The sequence below is a fragment of the Borreliella carolinensis genome (assembly GCF_032595855.2).
GTDB lineage: Bacteria > Spirochaetota > Spirochaetia > Borreliales > Borreliaceae > Borreliella > Borreliella carolinensis.
The window spans coordinates 769,462-790,389 of the sequence record NZ_CP132453.1; the positions used below are offsets into that span (position 1 = coordinate 769,462).

Annotated in this window: 15 protein-coding genes, 2 tRNA genes and 1 pseudogene; 8 read left to right on the top strand and 10 right to left on the bottom strand. The window is 28.7% G+C overall.

What is annotated here, in order from left to right; genetic code table 11:
• Positions 1-5 precede the first annotated feature (5 nt).
• Complete coding sequence (locus QIA46_RS03685; RefSeq protein ID WP_317268471.1) at positions 6-2,831, bottom strand: penicillin-binding protein 1A; 2,826 nt, start codon at positions 2,829-2,831, stop codon at positions 6-8.
• A gap of 301 nt (positions 2,832-3,132) precedes the next feature.
• Between QIA46_RS03685 and plzA the strand changes: the two genes are divergently transcribed.
• Positions 3,133-3,918: a c-di-GMP-binding receptor PlzA gene (plzA, locus tag QIA46_RS03690; RefSeq protein WP_317268472.1), complete on the top strand. Its 786-nt coding sequence runs from the start codon at positions 3,133-3,135 to the stop codon at positions 3,916-3,918.
• Between the two features lie 138 nt (positions 3,919-4,056).
• Here the strand turns inward: plzA and QIA46_RS03695 are convergent.
• Positions 4,057-5,067, bottom strand: a pseudogene (locus tag QIA46_RS03695) (L-threonylcarbamoyladenylate synthase); the annotation flags it as partial.
• Between the two features lie 112 nt (positions 5,068-5,179).
• Here QIA46_RS03695 and QIA46_RS03700 point away from each other — a divergent pair.
• From QIA46_RS03700 to valS, 3 genes are all read left to right on the top strand, one after another.
• A complete protein-coding gene (locus tag QIA46_RS03700; protein WP_317268473.1) occupies positions 5,180-5,971 on the top strand; it encodes a septal ring lytic transglycosylase RlpA family protein in 792 nt (263 codons plus the stop codon).
• Between the two features lie 188 nt (positions 5,972-6,159).
• Positions 6,160-7,152: a tRNA dihydrouridine synthase gene (locus QIA46_RS03705; protein ID WP_317268474.1), complete on the top strand. Its 993-nt coding sequence runs from the start codon at positions 6,160-6,162 to the stop codon at positions 7,150-7,152.
• A gap of 4 nt (positions 7,153-7,156) precedes the next feature.
• On the top strand, positions 7,157-9,784 hold the full coding sequence (gene valS / locus QIA46_RS03710; protein WP_317268475.1) for a valine--tRNA ligase: 2,628 nt from the start codon (positions 7,157-7,159) through the stop codon (positions 9,782-9,784).
• An 83-nt stretch (positions 9,785-9,867) separates the two neighbouring features.
• Here the strand turns inward: valS and QIA46_RS03715 are convergent, their stop codons facing one another.
• The 3 genes from QIA46_RS03715 to groES all read right to left on the bottom strand — a co-directional run bounded on the left by QIA46_RS03715 (position 9,868) and on the right by groES (position 11,810).
• Positions 9,868-10,464 (bottom strand): hypothetical protein, encoded by a 597-nt coding sequence (locus QIA46_RS03715; protein WP_317260446.1) that lies wholly within the window; start codon positions 10,462-10,464, stop codon positions 9,868-9,870.
• An 80-nt stretch (positions 10,465-10,544) separates the two neighbouring features.
• Positions 10,545-11,222 carry a tRNA (5-methylaminomethyl-2-thiouridine)(34)-methyltransferase MnmC2 gene (gene mnmC2 / locus QIA46_RS03720; protein WP_317268476.1) on the bottom strand — a complete coding sequence of 226 codons (678 nt, stop codon included), beginning with the start codon at positions 11,220-11,222 and terminating at the stop codon, positions 10,545-10,547.
• Between the two features lie 315 nt (positions 11,223-11,537).
• A complete protein-coding gene (groES, locus tag QIA46_RS03725; RefSeq protein ID WP_317260447.1) occupies positions 11,538-11,810 on the bottom strand; it encodes a co-chaperone GroES in 273 nt (90 codons plus the stop codon).
• 143 nt (positions 11,811-11,953) lie between these two features.
• Here groES and QIA46_RS03730 point away from each other — a divergent pair, with 143 nt between their 5' ends.
• The 3 genes from QIA46_RS03730 to QIA46_RS03740 all read left to right on the top strand — a co-directional run bounded on the left by QIA46_RS03730 (position 11,954) and on the right by QIA46_RS03740 (position 17,557).
• A complete protein-coding gene (locus tag QIA46_RS03730; RefSeq protein ID WP_317268477.1) occupies positions 11,954-13,585 on the top strand; it encodes an ABC-F family ATP-binding cassette domain-containing protein in 1,632 nt (543 codons plus the stop codon).
• 35 nt (positions 13,586-13,620) lie between these two features.
• Positions 13,621-15,321: a PQQ-binding-like beta-propeller repeat protein gene (locus QIA46_RS03735; RefSeq protein ID WP_317268478.1), complete on the top strand. Its 1,701-nt coding sequence runs from the start codon at positions 13,621-13,623 to the stop codon at positions 15,319-15,321.
• Between the two features lie 103 nt (positions 15,322-15,424).
• Positions 15,425-17,557 carry a P83/100 family protein gene (locus tag QIA46_RS03740; protein WP_317268479.1) on the top strand — a complete coding sequence of 711 codons (2,133 nt, stop codon included), beginning with the start codon at positions 15,425-15,427 and terminating at the stop codon, positions 17,555-17,557.
• An 85-nt stretch (positions 17,558-17,642) separates the two neighbouring features.
• On the opposite strand, the gene QIA46_RS03745 is transcribed toward QIA46_RS03740, so the two are convergent.
• Both QIA46_RS03745 and QIA46_RS03750 read right to left on the bottom strand, forming a co-directional pair.
• Positions 17,643-17,715 (bottom strand) — tRNA-Pro (locus QIA46_RS03745).
• A 7-nt stretch (positions 17,716-17,722) separates the two neighbouring features.
• Positions 17,723-17,796, bottom strand: a tRNA-Arg gene (locus QIA46_RS03750).
• Positions 17,797-17,894: 98 nt separating this feature from the next.
• Here QIA46_RS03750 and QIA46_RS03755 point away from each other — a divergent pair.
• A complete protein-coding gene (locus QIA46_RS03755) occupies positions 17,895-18,530 on the top strand; it encodes an endonuclease III domain-containing protein (RefSeq protein WP_317260451.1) in 636 nt (211 codons plus the stop codon).
• 8 nt (positions 18,531-18,538) lie between these two features.
• Here the strand turns inward: QIA46_RS03755 and QIA46_RS03760 are convergent, their stop codons facing one another.
• Genes QIA46_RS03760 through QIA46_RS03770 form a run of 3 tightly spaced genes read right to left on the bottom strand, consistent with a single transcriptional unit; the run spans position 18,539 to position 20,844 of the window.
• Positions 18,539-19,399 (bottom strand): ABC transporter permease subunit, encoded by an 861-nt coding sequence (locus tag QIA46_RS03760; protein ID WP_317268480.1) that lies wholly within the window; start codon positions 19,397-19,399, stop codon positions 18,539-18,541.
• Positions 19,399-20,379, bottom strand: a complete 981-nt coding sequence (locus tag QIA46_RS03765; protein WP_317268481.1) for an ABC transporter permease subunit — start codon at positions 20,377-20,379, stop codon at positions 19,399-19,401. The genes QIA46_RS03760 and QIA46_RS03765 overlap by 1 nt, the downstream gene beginning before the upstream one ends.
• Positions 20,380-20,385: 6 nt before the next feature.
• Positions 20,386-20,844: a septum formation initiator family protein gene (locus tag QIA46_RS03770; protein WP_317268482.1), complete on the bottom strand. Its 459-nt coding sequence runs from the start codon at positions 20,842-20,844 to the stop codon at positions 20,386-20,388.
• Positions 20,845-20,928 lie beyond the last annotated feature (84 nt).

Below are 20,928 nucleotides of genomic sequence, written 5' to 3' on the forward strand. Positions count from 1 at the left end.
TTGTTTTAATCCAATTGGATATCTTCTCCGTTGACGTCTTTATTGTTAATTTTTTCATTTTCATTGTTGTTTGAATTTAATTCTTTTGTGCTTTGTGCTTCTGTGTGTGTTTCATTAACAATGCTTTCATCTTTAAATTCTTTGGTGTTTTCTCTAAGCATTTCCCGGTTATTATTATTATTATTTAGATCTTGGTGTGAGTTTTCATTTTCTATTTCATTTAAAGGTTCTTTAATGTTCATTTCTGTTGCATTTTCATTTTTATTTTTATTTTCTTCATTATTATTAATGCTTTCAAGATTATTATCATTATTGTTAAGGTTTTCAAGATTATTAATATCATCATCACCACCATCATTATCATTATTGTTGTTTTTAATGCTTTCAAGATTATTATCAAGATATTCAAATTCAGGGGTGTCAAAATTTATTTCATCGTTATTATTAATTTCATCAATTCCATATATGTTAAATTCTATTGTATTTTTAAATTCTAGTTTATTTTCGTAATATTTTGATTTTTCGACTGGCTGAGTGCCGGAAATAAATAGTTCATTTATTATTTTCTCATCAGCAATTTCTTCTGGTAGTAGACCCGTTTCTGCTTGTACGGGGATACTAATTATTCCTGAAGGCTTTACAAAAACTTTCTTGGGTAAGTTTTTATGATATTCTGCCATAAATTCTCCCCAACTAGGTCCTGCTAATCCTGTTCCTGTTCCAGATATTCCTAGTGAATATCCTTTTTTATCAAATCCAACCCAAAATGCTGTTGTTATATAAGGAGAGTATCCTATTGCCCATCCGTCTGCCCAATTTTGTGTTGTTCCCGATTTTCCAGCAATGTCAGATTTAAAATTTTTGAGATTTGTATATCTTTGATTTGCCAAGGTTCCATATTGAATTGTTGATTTCAGCATATCTGTGATGATATAAGCAGTTTGAGGAGACACTATTTGAGTTTGATGTTCTTTGCTTTTTATTTTAGCCAATATGCTTGCTTCTTCATTTGTTATTATTCTTCCAGCTCTGTCTTCAATGTATCTTATTCCATAAGGTTCGATTTCGTTACCACTGTTTCCTAAAATTGCAAAGGCTCTTGCCATTTGGATTGGAGAAACTGATATTACACCCAGTGCTAGTGGATAAACTTTTGGAAACGTTTTTTCTATTTCTTTTGGATCTGTTATTCCTAATAGTTTTGAGGAGTAGCTAATTGCAGAGTCAAAACCTAATTTGTCTAATATTCTTAATGCCGGAATATTTAAGGACAAAGCTAATGCTTGGCGTGTTAAAACGTTCCCCCTCCATTTGCCACCATAATTTCCCGGAGCATAAACTTCTCCGTTTTTATTTAGAAATGCTACTGGAGAGTCTGAAAACATTGTAGCAGCTGTTATTTTTTTTAGATCAATTGCGGCCGCAAAATATAATGCTTTGAATGCACTTCCAGGTTGAACTTTTGCTTGTGTGGCTCGATTAAATTCATTGTCTTTAGTATGTCCGCTTCCCCCAACCATGGCCCTTATTGCTCCGCTTGTTGTATCTATTGCTATCATTGCTCCTTCAGGCTGTGCAATGAGTTTTGGTGTTAATTTATTTTTGATAATATACTCTTTTGTTGCCTTATCTATTTTATCAATTCCAAGTATAGCTCCAAAACTTGCAATTAGATCGATATTGTCTTCGTAAAATTTTCTTTTTCTTAGTTTTTTGTATTGCCTTCCATTTATTCTTAAATTTTTAATTCCCAATAAATCTGATATTGCATCTACTACAGGGACAATTTCTGAATTAATAATTATTGTTTCAGATGATCTGTTTAAATTGTGCATTGTTCTTGCTTTATTAATCATATCGTTTGTAACTTTATCTGCATATTTTTGTGCCTCAAGGTCAAGAGTTGAATATATTGAGTATCCATCTTTATATATGTTTGCACCATCTGGTAAATATTTTAGTATTTTTTGCCTTATATATTCAGAGAAATAAGGCGCTTGGTCTTTTTTGTTTGAAATTGCAGATGTGTCAGCCATCCTGGTCCAATCGTAGTTTTGCCAGTATTCATTAAATTCTTTTTCAGCAATTTCAGCTTTGACTATTCCATTTGATACAACTTGGTTTAAAACTGCGCGTTGTATTTTTTTTGAAAATTCTGGATTGTAAAGAGGTGAATAAAGTTTTGCATTTGGAAGCTGGATTATCATCATCACAGATTCTGCTGTATTTATTTTATTTACACTTTTGCCAAAAAAGAATTTTGATGCTGCAACTATTCCATAGTTCCCATTTCCAAAATAAACTTTATTAAGGTACTTTTCTAGTATTTCGTATTTTGAGAGTTTTTTTTCAAGTTGGATTGCCCACCAGATTTCATGTAGTTTCCTTAAAATAGATCTTCTTGCTTGATTTGTGTAGAGAAGTTTTGCAAGTTGTTGGGTTAATGTACTGCCGCCTGAAAAATATCTGCCAAGAACAATATTAAATGCGGCTCTAAATATTCCCATCAAGGAAAAACCTCGATGAGAAAAGAAACCAATATCTTCTCGTATTAAAAGTGTATTAATTAGATTGTCAGGCATTTTCCTTAAGGGCATTAATTCTCTATTCTCATCAGATATAAATTGAGTTATTTGTTTTCCATTAATATCTAAAAGCCTTGAAGGAACTGCTGGATTTATATATCCAAAATTTTTATCTTTTTGTATGTTTATGGTCTTAGATATTGCTAATGAGAGCGTGATAATAGAAAAGCTAACTGCGAAATATGTTAAATAAATAAGCAGCTTATGTGTATTTATTTTTTTCAAATTGGGGCTATTTAATCTCATACTTTTTACTAAAGTATACTATAAGTACGTAAGAATTAATAATGTTATAGGTTGATTGTTATAGTGTAAAATTATTGTTATAATTTTACACTATGTAAAAAGCATTTTTAAGTTTTGTTAATTAAATAGATGCTGTGAGGGGGTGGGTGATGGTATGTTTTTGATTTTAAGAGTAAATTTATTGATTAAGTGTGCTTACAGCTTAATTGTTTTGAACTTTTTTATTGGTGTAAAATTGTTTAAAACAGTTTTAAGCTTTATTTAGTATTTTTATATTCAAAAAAGGAGAAAGGAGAGGTTTATGCTTTTATCTAGAAAAATAAGAGATTATGGGGCTAAGTATAGGGGTAAAGAGATTAAAATGAGCACAGAGATAAATAGTTTTTTAAATCTTCGCAATACTATTGAAATGAGAATAGGCTCTTATACTGTTTTTGGAGTAATCTATTCTATTTCTATGGATTCTCTTAAGCTTATTTTTCAAGAAGATACTGTATTGCCTGCTTTGGCTAAAAATAAAAATTTAGGCTCTATTCAACTTAAGAAAAATTCAGATTCTAAGAGTAGTGCGGCTTTTTTTCCCTTTTTGTCTGTAAAACTATTGAGTGCTTCTGCTTATTCTTCTCTGAATAAGGAATACAATTTATTAACATTAGAATTTTTATCTCCTGTGCCAGAAGAAATTGCTATTAAAGTTGGAAAGCTTCTTGATTTAAAACTTGGGCAAAATCAGAGAATTCATGAAAGGATTATTATCGATAAAGATTCTATTAGGAAACTAAAAATTGATTCTGATAAAGCTTATATCAAGTTTAATGGGTCAAAACATAAATGCTTAATAAAAGATTTATCTTATGGGGGTGCTTTAGTAATTTCTTCTTTTGATTATGGAGATGTCGAGGAAGATGCAATTGATTTGGTTTTTAGTTTTGAATTTATGGATGAAGAAATTTTTATTGAAGGTAAGTCAAAAAGCTTAAGCGTTATTCAGACGCCCAGTGGAAAGGTTTTTGCGCTTGGTATTGCTTTTGATGAAGACAAAATACCACTTGAATATACTATGCTAATCCATGATTATTTCAATTAATTAAAAGATTGAAAGATTTAAATTTTTTTTATGTGATTGTGCGAAAATTTATTTATAATACTTAGTTTAAGTCTTGTTTGTTTTGTTGAGCTTGTATTTATTGCTTTTTGAATTTTTAAAATAACAATTTGTAATCATTTTGTTGTTAATGAATCTATTTGAACTGGCTTTTTTGATTCTATTGTTTATAGAGTATCCAAGTTCTTCGTCTTTTAAGAATTCACTAAGTATTTGTTTATAGTTGTTTTCAGAATTTACCAACTCTTTGTAAAGATTTTGTGCGTATTCTTCAAGAGTATTAAATACTGTAATATTTTTTTTATCCCACAAAAAATTAAATAAATAGGATTTTAGAGTATCTTTTGTGATAAGTATTTTTGTATCTTTGTTTAAATATCTTCTTATGTTATCTTGACTTTTAAATAAATAGACTGGAATTTTTGGCTTGTAATGTTCTATTATGTTTCCGGGTGATTTTTTTAGTTCTATTTTTGTTTCTGCGTAATTTACCGTATATTTTCCTTGAAGTTCATTTTCTATCATTTTTTTTGTTATTGCACCTGGTCTTAATATCAGTACGTTATCTTTTAGGTCAAATCCAATTACAGTTGATTCGATTCCAATATTAGATTCTTTGTTCTCTTCTGTTTTTATTATTCCCCTTACAAGTCCATTTAATTCTTTCAAGGCCATTTCGAAATTTGTTGAGCTTGGTCTTTTTGATATATTTGCAGACGGTGCCACTATTGGAACTTTAGATGCTTTTATTAAGCGTAAAGCTGTTTTATTTGCAGGAATTCTTATTGCCACTGTGTCCAGGTTTCCACTTACAAATCTGGAGATTTTTATTGATTTTTTAAGAACATAAGTTAAAGGGCCTGGACTAAATTTTTTAATTAGCATGAGAGCACTTTTGGGAATATATTCTGATAATTCTTTTATTTTTTTTACCGTATCAACGTGTACTATTAAAGGATTGTTAATAGGCCGTTTTTTTACTAAAAAAATCATTTTTACAGCATCTTCATTGTAAGCATTTGCGCCAATTCCGTAAACTGTTTCTGTTGGGAATACAACAAGTTCTCCCATTTCGATAAGTTTTGCTGCTTTTTGTATTTGTCTGCTGCTGATTATTTCTGTTAATATCATTTTTTCATTTTTAGACTTTTTTCTTTTTATAATTAAATCAAAAAAAATGTAAATAAGCAATTTGCAAGCGTAATTGTTTGTTGAAATATGTTTTTATATTATAATAAACATTATGAGAAATTTAATTGATGCCATCTTAAGAGATAATAAAAACTTTGTTTTTCTCTTTGTATTTTTTTTTATTGCTTCTCATTTAAATTCTGCCACAGTAGGCCTTGCTTCATGGTATGGCGAAGCTTTTCACGGTAAAATTACTGCTAATGGCGAAAAATTTGATATGATGGCGCTTACTGCGGCCCACAAAGAATTGCCTTTTAATACTACCGTAAGGGTTACAAATCTTTTAAATAATAGGTCGGTTGTTGTAAGAATTAATGATAGAGGTCCTTTTAGGAAAGATAGAATAATCGATTTGTCAAAACATGCCGCTGAGAAGCTTGATTTTTTGGGAATAGGAGTTGCTCCTGTAAAAATTGAAGTAATTAGTGCAAATGAAAAAAAACCTTCTGTATCAAAATCTAGTGACTTTAAAAAAATATTTAATACTCCCAAGATTGAAGAAGAAAAAAAAATCAAACAATTAGAAGAAAATATTTCTGTTGAAAATAAAAATAAATCTTCAGATTTATTACCAGATCGCTCAGTTTCTGTTGACAAAGAAGCAGATTTTTATATACAAGTTGGATCTTATAGAAGAAAAGATTATGCTGATAGGGCTTATCGAATATTAAAAAAAGCGGGTCTTTTTGTTGTAGTAAATTCCCATGGTCCGTTTTATACTGTTTTTATCCCTACTAATGCTGATGATGTTCAAAAAAATGTAGAGCTTATTAAATCTGCTGGATATAAAGATACTTTAATAAGAAAAACCAAGGTTCCAGGTGAGAGCCTTGTTATGGATTGATTTTTTTGATTTTTTTTATTAAAATTATTTATTGACTTTTTAAAAATTTATGATTATGTCCTTTGTTGCCGTTTCTTTTTGGGTGTTTTTTTATTTTAAAAATTGCAATATTCTTTTTAGAAATTCAAATTTATTAAGCGACTGTTTTACTTTGCTTGAAATTGTATTTTATTATTATATAGTTTATTATGAAGTTTTTGTTTGATATTCCTCTTCCACTTATGATTTTGGCCCCAATGGAGGACGTTACCGATACTGTTTTTAGAAATTTAATTCATTTAATAGGATCTAAAGAAGGAGAACCCCACATTTATTTTACTGAATTTATTTCTACAAAAGGAATTTTAAATGGATCAAAACAATCTATTCAACATGTTTTTTTAAAACCCAATGAACTTAGTAGACCTTTAATTGCTCAAATTTGGGGTAATGTTCCTGAGCAATTTTATAGAGCAATAGAAATATTAAGAGGTATGGGGTTTTGGGGAATTGATATTAATATGGGTTGTCCTAAGAGTAAAATAATTAAAAAAGGAGTTTGTTCAGCTTTAATTAATAATAAATCTTTAGCCAAAGAGATAATTCTTGCAAGCAAAGAAGCTTGTGCTAGATTTAATTTGCCTCTTAGTGTTAAAACCAGGCATGGATTTTTATATCCAGAAGTTGATAATTGGTTAGGATTTTTGTTAGGCCTTAAAATTGATATGTTAACGGTTTATCCAAGGCTTGCTGTTAATCAGAGCAAAGGTCCTGTTAATTTTGATATTTTTTATGAACTTGTTAAATTGCGAAATAATCTTAGTCCTTCTACTCTTATTATTGGCAATGGGGATGTTTTGAGCCTCAAGGATGCTAGATATTATGTTGACAAATATTCAATTGATGGGATTATGTTTGGTCGTGGAATTTTTGAGAATTTAAATTTATTTAAGTCCTCTTCTAAACACTTTTTAGATAGTAATTTAAATTTTAGGTTAAATATATTAAAATTCCATATAAAGGATTTCCATGCTACTTGGGGACTTGAAAAAGATTTTAATAAACTTAAAAAATATTTTAAAATATATTTTACTGAGCAGGAAAGACAGAGTAAATATTTCTCAAATCTTATAAATTCAAAAACTTATGAAGAGCTTTTTGAAAATTTAAAAGTTATTGAGGAGATGGCAGGAGATTTTTAAAACGATGAATTGTATACCCCTTAAAAAATATGATCCTAAGGTATTTGAAGATGAAATTTACACCAAATGGTTTAAAAATAATGTTTTTTTACCAGATGATTCTTTATTTGAAAAATTTAGCATGGTTGCGCCTCCTCCTAATGTCACTGGCGTGCTACATATGGGGCATGCTCTTAATTTTGTTTTGCAAGATGTTCTTGTAAGGTATAAAAGAATGAAAAGACACAATACTTTGTGGCTTTTTGGCACAGATCACGCAGGAATAGCAACACAGGCTGTTTTTGAAAGACATCTTAAAAAGATTGGTAAAAGCAAGGATGATTTTGAAAGAGAAGAGCTTGTTAGAGAAATTTTTAAATTAAAAGATAGGCATAGAGGCATAATTGTTAATCAGATAAACAAACTTGGGGCGTCTTATGATCACTCAAGAGAAAGGTTTACTCTTGATGAGAGCCTTTGTAAGGCTGTTAACAAAGTTTTTAAGGATCTATATTCTAAAGGCTTGATTTATAGGGGTGAGTATCTTGTTAATCTTGATCCTGGATCTGGGAGTGTTGTTAGCGATGAAGAGATTGAATACAAAGAAGTTGATGGTAAACTTTATTTTATTAAGTATTTTATTGACGACTCTTCTTTTATTGAGATTGCAACAACTAGGCCTGAGACAATGTTTGGGGATACTGCTATTGCTGTTAATCCTGATGATGAGAGATATAGGTCTTTAGTTGGCAAAGAAGTTACAATTCCTTTGACAACTAAAAAGATAAAAATTATTGCAGATTTTTATGTTGACAGTGCTTTTGGTACTGGAGCTTTAAAAGTTACCCCTGCGCATGATCCTAATGATTTTGAAATTTCAAAAAGGCACAATATTGCTAAGGTTAATATTTTAACTCAAGATGGAAAACTTAATAAAAATGTTCCTTTGCAATATCAAGGATTAAGCGTTAAGGATGCAAGATTTAAAATTGAGACAGAATTAATGGAAAAAGGTTTTTTGCAAGATGTCAAAAAGCATAGACAACAGGTTGGTCATTGTTATAGGTCAGGCGAGGTTGTTGAGCCTTATTTGTCTACTCAGTGGTTTGTAAGAATGAAGCCTTTAGCAGAAAAAGCTTTAAGGGTTTTAGATAGTGGCGATTTAAGATTTTACCCTAAAAAGTGGGAAAATACATATAAATATTGGTTGTCAAATATTAGAGATTGGTGCATATCAAGACAGCTTGTTTGGGGGCATAGAATCCCAGTTTGGTACAATGTTGATACATCTGAAGTTATTGTTAGTGATACTGATCCTTCTTTGGATGAAAAGAATATGGGAAAGAGGTTTGTTCAAGATCCAGATGTTCTTGATACTTGGTTTTCTTCTTGGTTGTGGCCTTTTTCTTCGCTTGGATGGCCCAATGCTACTGTTGATTTTAAAAATTATTATCCAACAAATACCCTAATAACAGCTTACGATATAATATTTTTTTGGGTTGCAAGAATGGTGATGGCAGGATTAGAATTTACAGGGCAAGTTCCTTTCAGAGATGTTTATATCACACCTCTTTTACGTGACAAACAAGGCAAAAAAATGTCAAAGTCCTTGGGCAATGGAATAGATCCCCTTGATATTATTCATGAGTATGGAAGTGATTCTTTACGGTTTACTTTATCCTTTTTATCTGTTCAGGGTCAAGATTTAAATATTGACGCTAAAGATTTTATGTTTGGAGCTAAGTTTGCAAACAAAGTTTTTAATGCTTCTAAATTTATTCTTTTAAATTTAAAAAATAGAGAAATATTAAATGACTTGAAATTTAACGATATTGATAAATGGCTGCTTACAAGCTTAAATTCGACCATTCTTGGTGTAGAATCTTCTTTTGCAAATTATAAATACAATGAAGCTTCAAAATTTGTTTATGAGTTTTTTTGGAATGATTTTTGTGATTGGTATATTGAAATTAGCAAAATTGATTTAAATAGCGAAAATATTGATATTCAAAATATGGCTATATCTAAGTTGCTATTCTTTCTTAAGAAATTATTGTTAATTTTACATCCGTTTATTCCTTTTGTTACAGAAAAAATTTATTCTGAATTTTCAGAAAAGGGAGATATTTTAGCCTTAAATGAATATCCAAGTTTTGATATTGCTAATAATTTTCAAGAAGAATTTGAAAGTTTTAAAGTATTGAAAACTTTCATTATAGCTATTAGAACACTTAAGAGCGAATTTAATATCCCTGCTAGCATTGAAATTGATGTTGCTTTGAAGTTTGATGCTGATTTTAAATATGAGGAATATTTTAAGGCTAATCAAAACATTGTAAAAAGAATGATTAATTTTAAAAGTATATTTTACAATGAAAATTGTGATGGCATGCTTGGCGTAGCTGCTGTTGGTTTTGAAATTTATGCAGATGTTAAGTCATTGATAGATAAAGCTAAAGAGTTAATAAGGCTTGAAAAGCAGCTTGAAAAATATAAAATGCTCAATATTTCTGTTTCAAAGAAACTTGAAAATAAAAATTTTTTAATGAATGCTCCTAAGGAAATTATTGAATCTGAAAAATTAAAATTTATAGAATTTTCTTCTTTAATTAATAAAATAAATAGTTATATTATTAATTTAAAAAAATTGTAAAAAAAATTAAAAATTATTATGCAATGGAATTGTTTATGATTAACTTTTCAACAAAATGCTATTATAAATAGCATTTTGAATCTTTAATTATTATTTAATATTTGAGAAGATAGAAAGTTTGAATCTTGTAGTTTCATGAAGCTGTTTATTATTGTTGATACATCTTCTTCTTTAATGTAAATTGATGGAAAAGTTTTTCTTTGGTCAAAGATAAAATCGAAATCAAGAATTAAATAAATTTGATTATTTTTTCGAGTTACACTTAGCTTTAATTCAAAATCATCATCGTCTTTGTATCGTTTATAGGGATTTTCTTTGATCATTTTTGTTTCTAATAATATGATTTCATTTTCTTTAATGTTTTTTGGTTTGCTATCAAATAAGCTTAGACTTTTGATTATATTGCTAGTATTTAAGAGATTGAAAAAGCTGAAATTCCTTCTATATCCGCTTTCTTTTAGTATAAGTTTAACTTCTGAATCGTGATCTTTAATGTGTGGTCCGCTATGTTCAATTTCAATAATGCCTTCAAGGCTTGCATTATTTAGAACCTCGGAATATTTTTCTTTTTTTATTAGTATATCTTGTATAAAGAATAAATCTTTAATTGTTTCTTTTGCAAAAATATAATTATTAGATATTAAAAAGATTAAGGCTATAACAAACATTTTTCTTGTCATCAAAATTCTCCTTGTGTCATTTGATAGTATATCATATTTGTTTGAATTGTTTTTTTAAGGTTTTTATTGAAAGTGAATTTTCAATTTTTTTGAGCTTTTATCATATGTCTTTTATTTCCAAATCCTTTTTCTATGTAAATGTATTTGAAATTAGCAAGTTTTAAGCCATCTTTTACAATTCTTGCAGAAGAAAATGTTGAAAGTTTACATTCTGGACTGCTTTTTTCAGAAATTAAATTGAAAATTTGATTATTCCACATTTCAGGATTCTTTTTCGGATTAAATCCATCTAAAAACCAGTATTCTACATTTTTTGGAATTTCTTTGATTTTCATTTTAACGTCTCCAATTAAAATTTTTAAATTAACTTTTTCTGTTATTTTTAGTTTTAAATTTTTTTTTGGAATTTTAGGATAATTTTTTAACATTAACTTAAAATAATCGGTTTCTTTAACGAAGAACTTTGAAATTTGCATTATTGTTTTTTTTTCGAGTGGAAATTTTTCTATAGAATAATAATTAATTTTTGAGGTAATGTTGTTTTCTTTTATGAATTTTAAAAGACATATAAAGTTTAATCCTGTTCCAAATCCTAACTCTGCTATTAAAAGATTTTCTTTTGTTTTTAATTCTAAATCTAGATTGCAGCCTTTAATAAATGTATAAAAACTCTCTTCAATTCCATACTTTGGATTGTAATAGATGTCATCGAATTTGCTTGAATATATTGTTTTTTCTTTAAAAATTGGTTTTTTCATTTAATTTTATTTTTTCAAGCTTACAAAATTTTGTAAGCTTGAAATTTTTAATTTGATTGATCAGAATAATAAGTTTTTATGTATAAATTTGTAATTTTTATTAAATATTGAAAGTTTTAAAAAAATTTTTGATTTGTAAATATTTGTAAATTTTAGTAATTCTTCTTTTAAAAATACAAAACTTTCTATCACTTCCATTTTATCTTTAAGTTATTGTAACTTTTCTTATTCATACTAAAACTATAGCCTTATTTTTCAATAATTTTTATAAAATAATTTTATAAAAATTAAAGCTAAGTAGCTAAACTTAGCTTTTTACTCTTCTATTATTGCAACTATTTCTTTTGCTTTTAGTATTAAATGTTCTTTATTCTCGATTTTTACAGCAGCTCCTGCATACTTTTCATAAAGTACAGTATCACCAACTTTTACAGTGATCTCTTCTTTGCTGGAACCAACAGCTACAACTGTTCCAATGTTTGTTTTTTCTTTTGCATTTTCTGGTATGTAAAGTCCTGAGATTGTTTTACTCTCAGCTTCTTTGATTTTTATTAAAACTCTATCAGCTAACGGCTTAATATTTTTCATTTCAAACATCTCCTTATGTTAATAATATTAAATATACGAAAAAATTGAGAGTTGAGTCAATATATTTATATGGTGCTTGAAAATTAAATTAATTTTCAAGATAATTTTGTTATTAGAATATCAATTTTAGGCAGGGTGATGGTTTGATAACTGTAAGTAATTTAGAAGTTGCATTTGGGGAGAGAGTTTTATTCAAAGATGTGAATATTAAATTTTCTTCTGGAAATTGTTATGGAATAATTGGTGCTAATGGGGCAGGAAAAAGCACCTTTTTAAAAGTGTTGGGGGGAACGATTGAAGCTAGTAAGGGTGAAATATCTATCCCTAAAAATCAAAGAGTAGCAGCTCTTGAACAAGATCAATTTGCCTATGATGCATATAAGGTTATCGATACTGTTATTATGGGGCACAAAAGACTTTATTCTGTTCAAAAAGAAAAAGATGAAATTTACAGTAAACTTGATTTTACTGATGAGGATGGGATTAGAGCCGGAGAGCTTGAAGCAGAATTTTCAGAACTTGGAGGATACGAGGCCGAATCTGATGCAGCGGTTCTTCTTAAGGGGCTTGGAATAGATGAGGCAATTCATAATAATTTAATGAGTGATGTTGAAGGGGCTTTGAAAGTTAGAGTTCTTTTAGCTCAAGCACTTTTTGGCGATCCTGATATATTGCTTCTTGATGAGCCTACCAATAACCTTGATTTACAATCTGTTAAATGGCTAGAAGAGTTTTTAATTAATTTTGAAAATACGGTTATTGTTGTATCTCACGATAGACATTTTTTAAATCAAGTTTGTACTCATATTGTTGACATTGATTATGGAAAGATTCAAGTATATCTTGGAAATTATGACTTTTGGTATGAAACAAGCCAGATTTTAAACAAGCAACTAAAAGATGCTAAAAAGCGATCTGAAGATAAAATTGCTGAACTTAAGACATTTATTCAAAGATTTTCTAGTAATGCATCTAAGTCTAGGCAAGCGACATCAAGGAAAAAGTTAATTGAAAAAATAAGGGTTGAAGATTTAAAACCATCTTCAAGGAAGTTCCCTTATGTTAATTTTAAAAGCGAAAGAGAACTTGGCAAGAATGTTCTTACAATTAAAAATTTAATAAAAGAATTTGAAGGTAATTTAATTTTAAATAAATTTAGTACTATTATTGAACCTCAGCAAAAGATTGTGTTTTTGGGAAATCCCATGTTTGCAACTTTTTTGTTTGATATTATTACAAATGAAGATAGAAATTATAAAGGTCATTATGAATGGGGATCTACTGTTAATTTTTCATATTTTAATAAAGATAATGGAAAATACTTTGATTTAGATTTAAATTTGGTTGATTGGTTGCGCCAGTATTCAAAAGAACAAGATGAAACTTATATTAGAGGATTTTTAGGTAGAATGCTTTTCAGTCAAGATGAGGCTTTAAAGAAGGTAAATGTTCTCTCAGGAGGAGAAAAAGTAAGATGCATGCTTGCTAAGGCTATGCTTAGTGGAGCTAATGTTTTAATACTGGACCAGCCCACAAATCACTTAGATCTTGAAGCAATTACGTCTTTAAATGCCGGCCTTAAAGAGTTTAAAGGGGTTGTTCTTTTTACATCACATGATCATCAATTTATAGATACTGTTGCTAATAGAATTATCGAGTTTACTCCAAGCGGAATAATTGATCGATATATGACTTTTTCTGAGTATGTTGATGATGCTAAGATTAGGGATCTGAGAAACAATCTTTATGGTAATAATGCTGGTTTTAGGCTTTAGTAACAGGTTTTTAGAAACTCAAAAGGTTTTTTATTTTGAGAGGTCTACTTTTCATATTTGTGTTTTCAGCTTCTTTTTCAAGGCTATATTCTGGCATTAATTTATATTTTCAAAAAGCATTAACTGGTAAAGTTGCAGGCAATCCAATTATTGATGAAAAACGTGATACTATTACGGTTTTAACAAAAGATAGATGGCTAACTACTTATACAATGTCACTTGAGAAAAAATATTCTTATAGACTAAATAGAATGCCATATTCTTTTCTTTTGAAAGATTTTGATAATGGGTATTATGTTATTACAGTTAGAAATGAAGTTCAAAAGATCAGAAGAGGAAAGCTTGTTTGGAAGCATAAGCTTGATTTTTCACCTTTGATCTCTCCTGCTATAGGAAATAATAGCATTTTAGTTCCCCTTGTTAATGAAAAGGTTGTTTCTATTGATTTAAATAGTGGGAAAAAAATGTTTGAGGTTGATATAGGCGGCAGGCCCGCTACTTCTCCTGTAGTTTTTGATAATGGAGATTTTTGTATTGCAAGTGAAAATGATGGAATATTTTTGTTTGATTCTTTGGGTAATAAGAAATGGTTTTCCAGGCTGGTTGCTTTCCCTTTTTTGTTAATGATAAATACAAAAAAAGAGATAGTTGTTGGGCATAAGTCGGGCCATATTGTTGCTTATGGGAGAGATTTTGGGGAAATTGTTGACTCTATTAAGTTAGACTTTCCTATTAATTTTTTGTTTGAAAAGTTTAATGGTGAATATGTTGCAATTTCAAGTGTTGGGATGTTTTTTGATTTGAATAGAAACTTCAAGCTTAAATTCAAAAAAGAAATGAAATTTGAGATTGAGAAAGCTGTTCTTTATAATAATAGAAATCTTTTAATTTCAACCAAATCAAATGGAATTTTGTCTTTTGAAGAAGATTTTAATATATCTTTTTCAGATGCTAAACTTAAGGGCTTGTCAGGGCTTAGTGCTAATTCAGGTATTATTGTCTTAGGGGGAGATGATTGGGTTCTTAGTACTTATTATTACGAATACGAGAAAGAGCTTGATGTTAGTGTTTGGAACCATTTTGAAGGTAATAAATATAATCAAGGCAGAATAGATTTAAAAGAAAAACGTTTTGTAGATTATGATAAAAATTATTTACTTCTTGAGGAGATCCTTAATTCTAATTATAGTGATGTTGCTTATAATAAATTTTTAGAGATTTTGGATTTTCTTGCAGCTAAACATGGAAATTTTCCCACAAAATATTTAAATTTATATGAAAAAGCTTTTAATGTGTGGCTTTTGTCAGAAAAGAAATTTGATAGAATTGCTTCAAGAGGCAAACTTTATAGATATTTTGTATATGTTAATGATGAGGCTTCAATTAAGAGTTTTATTAATTTGGCAATGAGAGAGAGAGATATTAATAATATAATTACCATAGTACAAACTATTACTAAATTTGAAAGTTATTATGGGCAAGATTGTATTATATACAATTACATCCAAAATATAGTGTTAAATTATCAAGGCAATTTAGAAATAGCTTATTCTGTGATTTTAAATTTGAGAAATATAATTTTAAATTCAACAGCCGAACTTCTTAGCCTTTGTAAGCATAAGTATATAAAGTTATTAATGTTTATGAAGCGTCAAAATTTTTCTGAAAATATTAACAAGTACATTAATGAAATTATTTCAAGCATTCAAGATATTTCAAGCACGCCGCAAGATTGAATTAGCTGTTTTGCATATAAATCTGATTGTGTTAAAATTAGGTTTAAATTGGTGAGTTTAGTTGATAAGGTAGATTATAATTAAATATAGGAGAATTTCTTTTATGAAAAAAATGTTACTAATCTTTAGTTTTTTCCTTATTTTTTTGAATGGATTTCCTCTTAATGCAAGGAAAGTTGATAAGGAAAAATTAAAGGATTTTGTTAATATGGATCTTGAGTTTGTAAATTATAAAGGTCCTTATGATTCTACAAATACGTATGAACAAATAGTTGGTATTGGGGAGTTTTTAGCAAGACCGCTAACCAATTCCAATAGCAACTCAAGTTATTATGGTAAATATTTTATTAATAGATTTATTGATGATCAAGATAAAAAAGCAAGTGTTGATGTTTTTTCTATAAGCAGCAAATCAGAGCTTGACAGTATATTGAATTTAAGAAGAATTCTTACAGGGTATATAATAAAGTCTTTCGATTATGACAGGTCTAGTGCAGAATTAATTGCTAAGGTTATTACAATATATAATGCTGTTTATAGAGGAGATTTGGATTATTATAAAGGGTTTTATATTGAGCCTGCTTTGAAGTCTTTAACTAAAGAAAACGCAGGTCTTTCTAGGGTTTACAGTCAGTGGGCTGGAAAGACGCAAATATTTATTCCTCTTAAAAAAGATATTTTGTCTGGAAATATTGAATCTGACATTGATATTGACAGTTTGGTTACAGATAAGGTGATAGCAGCCCTTTTAAGTGAAAATGAAGCAGGCGTTAACTTTGCAAGAGATATTACAGATATTCAAGGTGAAACTCATAAGGCAGATCAAGATAAGATTGATACTGAATTAGACAATATCCATGAAAGCGATTCCAATATAACAGAAACTATTGAAAATTTAAGGGATCAGCTTGAAAAAGCTACAGATGAAGAGCATAAAAAAGAGATTGAAAGTCAGGTGGATGCTAAAAAGAAAGAAAAGGAAGAGCTAGATAAAAAGGCAATTAATCTTGATAAAGCTCAGCAAAAATTAGATTCTGCTGAAGATAATTTAGATGTTCAAAGAGATACTGTTAGAGAGAAAATTCAAGAGGATATTAACGAGATTAATAAGGAAAAGAATTTGCCAAAACCTGGTGATGTAAGTTCTCCTAAAGTTGATAAGCAATTGCAAATAAAAGAGAGTCTAGAAGATTTGCAGGAGCAGCTTAAAGAAGCTGGTGATGAAAATCGAAAAAAAGAAATTGAAAAGCAAATTGAAATCAAAAAAAGGGACGAAGAACTTTTAAAAAGTAAAGATGGCAAAGTAAGTAAAGATTATGAAGCATTGGATCTTGATCGAGAATTACCCAAAGCTTCTAGTAAAGAAAAAAGTAAGGTCAAGGAGGAAGAAATAACCAAAGGTAAATCACGGGCAAGATTAGGCGAGTTGAATAATGATAAAAACCTTATGTTGCCAGAAGATAAAAAATTATCTGAAGATAAAAAATTGGATAGCAAATTAGATAGTAAAAAAGAATTTAAACCTGTTTCTGAGGTTAAAAAATTAGATAAGATTTCCAAGTCTAATAACAATGAGGTTGACAAATTATCACCGTTAGATAAGCCTTCTTATGATGACATTGATTCAAAAGAGGGGGTAGATAATAAAGATATTAATTTGCAAAAGACTGAGCCTCAAGTTAAAGACCAAACTACTTCTACTTCTTTGAATGAAGATTTGGATAAAGATTTGACTGCTATGTCTATAGATTCCAGCAGACCTGTATTTCTAGAGGTTATTGATCCTATTACAAATTTAGGAACCTTGCAGCTTATTGATTTAAATACCGGTATTAGGCTTAAAGAAAGCACTCAGCAAGGCATTCAGAGGTATGGAATTTATGAACGTGAAAAAGATTTGGTCGTTATTAAAATGGATTCAGGAAAAGCCAAGCTTCAGATACTTAATAAGCTTGAAAATTTGAAAGTGGTATCAGAGTCTAATTTTGAGATCAATAAAAATTCATCTCTTTATGTTGACTCTAAAATGATTTTAGTAGCTGTTAAGGATAAGGATGATAGCAATGCTTGGAAATTGGCCAAATTTTCTCCTAAAAATTTAGATGAGTTTATTCTTTCAGAGAATAAAATTTTGCCTTTTACTAGCTTTTCTGTAAGAAAAAATTTTATTTATTTGCAAGATGAGCTTAAAAATCTAGTTATTTTAGATTTAAATACTTTAAAGAAAGTTAAATAACTTTACATGTTGATTTAAATTTTGTAATTTATTAAAAAACTAAAAGAAGCTAAAAACTTTCGTTTTTAGCTTCTTTAACATTTTTTCGGGATGGTGGGATTCGAACTCACGATCCCCTGCTCCCAAAGCAGGTGCCTTAGCCACTAGGCCACATCCCGAATAAAGCGCACCAATTAGGACTCGAACCTAAAACCTACAGATTAGAAGTCTGTTGCTCTATCCAATTGAGCTATTGGTGCTTTAAAACCTAATGATGAGTATATCATTTTGAAAAATCCTTGTCAATAAAGTCTAGATACCTTTACTTTGTATATTTTTTATTTTTGTTTTGTTTATAATGTTTTATAATTTTTTTATGATTAATCTTGATTTGATTGTTGATGAAACTTTGCTTAGATATCCTGATGTTAAACCTTTTTTAAATTATAAAAACAATTATGAACTTTTAATAATGGTTATTTTAAGTGCAAGAACAACAGATAATTTGGTAAATAAAATTTCTCCATATCTTTTTGAAAGATATGAGAATTTTGAAAGTTTATCAAGAGCAAATGTGAGAGATGTTGAAAAATTAATTTATAAGGCTGGTTTTTATTCAAGGAAAGCTAAAAATATTATAAATTGCTCTATTGATATTTTAGAAAAATTTAATGGTGTTATTCCAAATAATATTTTTGATCTTGTTAAGCTGCCTGGAGTAGGTCGAAAAACAGCAAATGTTATTCTTGGATCTGTTTACAATAAACCTGCAATTATTGTAGATACCCATTTTAGTAGAGTTGTTACCAGACATGCTCTTTCTTTGGAAAATTCTCCTATTAAGATTGAGTTGGATCTAAAGAGAAGAATAAATCCTTGTAAGCAGTATAGATTTTCTATGGCTATCAATAAGCATGCTAGAGAAATTTGTACTTCTAGGAGTGTAAGTTGTAATAATTGTTTTTTAGAAAAATTTGCCCCAAGAGTTTGTTAATTTTTTATTTAAGATGATATTAAATGTTTCATTTTTTTTCTCAGCTGAAAATTTATCATTGCTAGTATTATGTTAATGCCTATTAATATAAGTAAGGGATTGATCCATATCCATAGATATTCATTGCCCATTTGCATATAGTTTAGTAGTTCTCCAAGACTCGGATATAGATTTTTATCTTGTTTTTGCAAAAAGCTTACTACTTCAAAAGTAGTAAGACTTCTACTCATTTGCAGTGGGATTATAGATGATATTGATGAGAATACTTCTGGAAAAATATGATGCAATATTATTCTAATTTTGCTTGCCCCCATAGCTTCACTGGCTTTGACATAATCCAAATTTTTTATTATTAATGTATTGTTTCTTGCAATGAAAGCAAATCTAATCCATCCATGAATCAAGGCCAATAGTGTTGCTGTTTGAAGCATATTGTAAGTTTTTTGTTTTAAAAAGAAATAAAAAACCAGAGACACAATGTAAAAAAAGGGTAATGTTTGCAATGTTTCGATTGGTTTTGAAATTAGCATGCAAATTTCAAAACTAAACATGCCAATTATTGTTCCAATAAAGATTCCAATTATTGCAGAAATTGTTGCGTAGCTTAGTGAAAGTAAAATAGAGTTTCTGGTTGCAAGTATTAGTCTTGCCATAATATCTCTTCCCGTTTTGTCGATTCCCAGTGGGTTGTCTTTTGTGGGTGGCATAGGCATGTTTTTAATGGGTTTTAAATAAACTTTATTTGGATCTTTTTTATAGATTGCAATTTTTGAATTTTCATTAACCAGTGATGGAGTAATAATTAGCAATACAATAAATACTGTAAAGAGTGCGATATAAATTTTTTTTATTATTGTATCTCTTTTCATTAGCTTAGAGTGTCCTTATATGGGTTGATTTTGTAAATTAGAATATCTGTTATTATATTTGGAATGAGCATAATGAAAACACCAATAAAAATTAAATCTTTAGAAATAGCGTAATCATTAAATTTCAAAGCATTTAAATATAAGGCCCCAACTCCATCAATTTCAAACATTGATTCAATCATTGATGCCCCAAAAAAAGCGGTTGTAAGAATAGGTCTCATGTTAGTGAGCAGTGGTGTTATTGATGGAATTAACGCGTGTTTTAAGATTATTTGTAGTTTATTTATTCCCCTTGATTTTGCGGCTTTTATGTAAAATTCTGATAAAGTTTTGTCAAGAGATTGTTTAAAAATTACAGAATTAAATATAAAGAATGAAAAAAACCATGCAAATCCACCTATTATTAAATTTTTTGGATTTAAATTAAGGTAATATATTAAAGACAATATTAAAAATACTGTTAAGTTCCTTGGCATGGAGTGGAGTAATAACATTAAATATTCTAGAATATTATTTATTAGGGTGTTTTTTATGTAAATTTTCCAAATTATAATAAGGACTATTGCTGCAATGTAAGAGAGCAGAGCGCCTGGAATTGAAACTTTTAAAGTATTGAATATTTTTTGAAAAATTATTTTAGTAGTTGGCTTTCCTTTGCTCAGCAAAGAGTATCGATGATTACCCCACAGTATTCCTTGATTTTTTGTTTTGTATATTATATATGAATTGCCGGCTATATGCCTTAAAAAGCAATCTTTTGCTAATTTTGATTTAGGATTAAGGTTATGTATCAGGTAGTATCTTTCTATACTTTTATATATTCCAATATATTGTAAGTAATTTTTTAGGATATTTGTTTTAACAAAAGGATTATACTGATGTTCATTTGAAAAAAAATTTACTAAGGATATGCAAAAAAATGATGTAAAAATTAAATTAATTAATAAATATATTGTATTTTTTAAAATAAATATTTTCAATAAAGACTAATCCTTAGGGTTGTTGTAGGCAAATTTATTGCTTTTTGCATTTTTTTTGGTTTGGATAATGCAGCTTGATAAAAAATAATAAATTAAACCTATTGCTATTGATATAAGATAAAAATTTTGATTCTTGGAAAGGGGGTTTTGTAAGGTTAATATTTGTCCTTGGTTATATTGATCTTTATTGTTGTTAGTTTTTATTACTGTTGAGTTTTTTGGGTAGTAGCCCAATTTTTTAGCTTCTTTTAGAATTTCTGATTTAGATACCTGCAGGTTAATATATCTTGCTTTTAATTCTTTTTGAATTTCTTTTAGTTTTTCGATGTGAGTTTTTATTAATATTAAGTTGCTATCCAATTTTTGATAATTAACAAATCCTCTCTCTCCAAATATGGGAGCTATTATAAAATAGCTCAGTATTCCCGAGTAAAAAGACATTGCAATTTTTTTATAAATGGTCATATAGCTTGTAATTATATTCTTAATATACTATATTTACAAGTAGTTAAAGTTAGTTTAGATTGTAGTTCTATTAGTAGTTTTGGA